This window comes from Gottfriedia sp. NPDC057948 (genome assembly GCF_042887255.1).
GTDB lineage: Bacteria > Bacillota > Bacilli > Bacillales > Bacillaceae_G > Gottfriedia.
The window spans coordinates 1-4,086 of the sequence record NZ_JBHVPN010000040.1 but is presented as its reverse complement, the minus strand read 5'-3'; the positions used below and the strand labels follow the sequence as shown (position 1 = coordinate 4,086).

At 31.4% G+C, this 4,086-nt stretch carries 3 protein-coding genes and 1 rRNA gene; all 4 read right to left on the bottom strand.

Annotated elements, in window-relative coordinates; all coding sequences use genetic code 11:
• Positions 1 to 325: 325 nt before the first annotated feature.
• Entirely contained in the window at positions 326 to 1,393 is a 1,068-nt protein-coding gene (locus ACFVRR_RS24240) for a HAMP domain-containing sensor histidine kinase (protein WP_387333324.1), read from the bottom strand.
• Positions 1,390 to 2,064, bottom strand: a complete 675-nt coding sequence (locus ACFVRR_RS24235; RefSeq protein ID WP_387333322.1) for a response regulator — start codon at positions 2,062 to 2,064, stop codon at positions 1,390 to 1,392. Before ACFVRR_RS24235 ends, ACFVRR_RS24240 begins: the two co-directional genes overlap by 4 nt.
• A gap of 24 nt (positions 2,065 to 2,088) precedes the next feature.
• Positions 2,089 to 3,843, bottom strand: coding sequence for an ABC transporter ATP-binding protein (locus ACFVRR_RS24230; protein WP_387333320.1), 1,755 nt, complete (start codon positions 3,841 to 3,843; stop codon positions 2,089 to 2,091).
• A 169-nt stretch (positions 3,844 to 4,012) separates the two neighbouring features.
• Positions 4,013 to 4,086: ribosomal RNA gene (rrf, locus tag ACFVRR_RS24340) — 5S ribosomal RNA — on the bottom strand; the annotation flags it as partial.

Below are 4,086 nucleotides of genomic sequence, written 5' to 3'. Positions count from 1 at the left end.
CTCTCCATAAAAGTTAAGTTTAAATCTTGTATTGCTCAAAAAACTAATAATTGACGTTTACTTCATGTTTTGTTTAGTTTTCAAAGTTCACTTTGCCGCTTATATCTTAGCGACTTATATAATAATAACATATTTAAGTTTGTTTGGTCAACAACTTTTTTATATTATTTTCTTGCCTCATTTATTGGTTTAATGTGACAACGTTTAATAATATACCATTAATCTTTTTTGATTGCAATAACTTTTTAATAAAAAGATCATGTTTCTCATTATAGCAAAAGAATAGTTAACTTTACTAAACGCTGTTTACTATAATGAAAAACAATTACTCCGCCTTTATAGGTAATTCTACTACAAATAATGAGCCTTTACCGATCTCACTTTTTACATATACTATTCCATTGTGCATATCAACAATTTTCTTTACGATTGATAAACCCAATCCATTTCCGCCAGTTGTTCTGTCTCTTGATTTATCTGCTTTATAAAATCTTTCAAATATATGCACTTGATCTTCTTCAGAAATACCAATTCCAGTATCTTGAATTTGTATAACTACCTTGTCATGATCTTGTAAAGCAGATATAAATATATCACCATCGTTAGAAGTAAACTTTATACTGTTTGTAATTAAATTCATCCAAACCTGATTCAAAAGAGCCTCGTCTCCAATAAAGTCAATTTTACCAAGGTCAACATGCATATTGATATTTTTTTCCAATATCTGAGGTTCGCAGCTTAACAATGAGTACATAAGTTGGCTATTTAATGAAAAACTGTTCTTTTCTATTGGCTGGTTTTGTGATTCTAGAGAAGTTAGCTTTAGTAGATTATCACTAAGCTTCGATAATCTTGTACTTTCATACTCAATTATATTTAAATATTGCTTTCGCTCTTCTAAAGGTAAACTTTCATTTTGCAATACTTTAGCAAAACCTTTAATAGATGTTAAAGGCGATTGAATTTCATGTGAAACGTTAGAAATAAACTCTTGTCGCATGTTTTCCATTTGATCTAAATTTTTGGCCATATTGTTAAAGCTATCTATTATCTGTCCTATTTCACCACCAAATGCATTCCTGAATTTTTCAAGATCCACCGATACGTTAAACTCACCTCTTGAAATACTTCTAATTGCCTGCATAATTTCTTTTACCATTTTCATTTGCTTTGGATGATGAAACATTCTACCAAACACAGCTCCTCCGAGCATTAATAATAGAAAGGTTAAAAAAGTATTTATGATTTGTTTCGTTAAATCTGATAAATTAGTGAGATGATGTTCATATAAGTAAATAGTAGAATAGTGAACAATTACGCTTCCGATTGTTATTGCAGTCGTTAATAATAATATAGCCCCAATAACATCTCTAATTTTTTTTAATACTTTCATTTCAATAACTCCATTCGGTACCCTAATCCCCATACAGTCGAAATTTTAAAACCAAATTCTTTCTCGGGAAATCTTTCCCTCAATCGCTTTATATGAACATCTACAGTTCTTTCATCCCCCGCATAATCGAATCCCCAAATGTTTTCAATTAGTTGTTCTCTGGAATAGGTCCTACCTAAAGAGCTTGCTAAAGTAAATAAAAGTTCTAACTCTTTCAATGGCATATTGATTACTCCATTTTCATTTAGAACTTTGTAATTACCGTGGTCTATTACTAAACTCCCTATTTGAACAATTTTAGATGAAGATATTTTTGATCTTCTTAATAAAGCTTTTACCCGAACAACCAATTCGACTGGTTCAAACGGTTTTACAATATAGTCGTCGGTCCCTAATTTAAACCCTCTAACTTTCTGTTCGGTTTCACCTTTTGCAGTTAACATAATTATAGGAAGATCATATTCGTAACGTATTTCTCGACAAAGTTCGAATCCATCCATTTTAGGCATCATTAAGTCAATAATTAACATATCTATTTTGTTATCTTCAAAAACACTAATTGCTTCAATACCATTTGTAGCCTCAAAAACAGTAAAGCCCTCATCTCGAAGTAAAACATTTAATAGTTTTCGAATATGTGGATCATCGTCTACGATTAAAATACTAGCCATAAAAACACCTTCCCTAAAATTTAATCACACTGCATTATTTACTCTTAATTGTTGATCTGCAAATTCTCTATACATTAAATGGTTACTATATAATTCTTCATGTGTCCCAATACCAGTTATTTTACCTTTATCTAAAAATACAATTTGATCCGCATCTATAACTGTGGAAAGACGATGAGCAATAATTAACGTAGTTCTCCCTTTCATTAAATTCGAAAGTGCATTTTGTACAACTAATTCAGACCTACTATCAAGATTCGAAGTTGCCTCATCCAACATTAATAATTTAGGGTTTCTTAGTAAAGCTCTGGCAATACCTATTCGTTGTCTTTGCCCCCCAGAGAGTTTTATACCTCTTTCTCCAACCTCTGTATTAAAACCTTCAGGTAAGTCATTAACAAATTGATCTACATATGCCATACTCGATACATAAGCCAGTTCTTCATTAGATATCTCTCTTTTAATCCCATAACAAATGTTATCTCTAATTGTCCCTACAATTAGCGGACTTTCTTGTGCAACATAACCTATTTGTTTTCTCCAATTCTCTAAATTGAAACTAATAATTGGATTATCTCCAATTGTTATTTCCCCATTTTTAGGAGGATAGAACCGTTCAATGAGTGAAAATAAAGTTGTCTTTCCACTTCCACTTGGCCCTACAATAGCTGTTACCTTACCCGGAGGAATCACAAAATTAAGATTTGTTAACATCTCTTCCTCCTTATACGCAAAATGTAACTTATTAATATTAATTGGTAAGTTCATATCAACTTCATCTTTTCCAGTTTGATAATCTTCTTCTTCTAGTTCTAATATACTGATCATTCTTTCAGTAGCACCTTTTGTTTTCTGAAGCTCAGTAAAGAAATGTGTAATTTGCGTTATTGGGAAGATAATTTGGAATAAATATAGTATATAGGCTACTAAAGCCCCTGCAGTTATTGCACCTGATGAGACCCTGACCCCGCCATATCCAATAATAACTACTAAAATAAGCATCAATACAAATGAAATAATTGGACCAATGAAAGAGTGTAACTTTCCTTCCTTAATACCGAAAGATAATAAATTATTAATTCCCTTGTTTCCATTAGTAATTTCAGTAGTTTCTGCATTCGAAACTTTTACTAATCTAATTTCTGAAAAAACTTGGCTTATTAATGATGTAAATTTTGCTGTCTCATCTTGGGTTGCTTTAGATAATTTTGACATTTGTTTTCCAATAGGGATAAATATAAGAGCAATGACAGGTATAATACTAAATGTTACTAATGTCATTCTCCAATCTAATACTAGTAGTAATATAAAAGATCCAATAATTGATATGATTCCTGTTAAAAAGTTTGTAATATGTTCTGTTATTAGCCCTTTTAAAATTGCTGTATCATTCGTAACTCGACTAACATTATCACCAGTCTGAGTCTCATCGAAATAAGATATTGGAAGTACAATCATTTTCTTCCACAATCGGTGTCTTACATTGGCAACAACTGTATTTCCTACGCGGCTAAGCAGATAGATCGAAGCTGCTGATGAAATAGCCTGTATGATTAGTACAGTAACAAAAACCGCTATTTGTCCGGCACTTAAGGATGCTAATGAAAAACCATCTACAAATTTCTTTGTAAGCAAAGGTAATAGTAACCCGACTAAAGTAGTGGCTACACTTAATAGTACGCCTATTGCAAACAACCATTTGGGAGGATTTGCATTTTTTATTAAAGAGATAAAATTTCTCCAGTCACTTTTTTTATTTGAATTAGTTTCTTCTTTCATATCTTTACTCCTTACACTTACTATTTTTTATCTACATTACCTTTAAAATTTACAACTAAAATATGAATAAAGAATGAACTAAATTATTTTTTTCTTGATATAAATCGACATCATAATTATTTTTTTATAACGCAAAAAAACATCAGCTTAATAGCTGATGTTTTTGGTTACCAGGCGACGTTCTACTCTCACAGGGGGAAACCCCCAACTACCATCGACGCAAAAGAGCTTAACTGCCGTGTT

Coding starts and splice junctions, on each gene's coding strand:
- ACFVRR_RS24230 (WP_387333320.1), bottom strand. CDS start 3,843: ATGAAAGAAGAAACTAATTCAAATAAAAAAAGTGACTGGAGAAATTTT.
- ACFVRR_RS24240 (WP_387333324.1), bottom strand. CDS start 1,393: ATGAAAGTATTAAAAAAAATTAGAGATGTTATTGGGGCTATATTATTA.
- ACFVRR_RS24235 (WP_387333322.1), bottom strand. CDS start 2,064: ATGGCTAGTATTTTAATCGTAGACGATGATCCACATATTCGAAAACTA.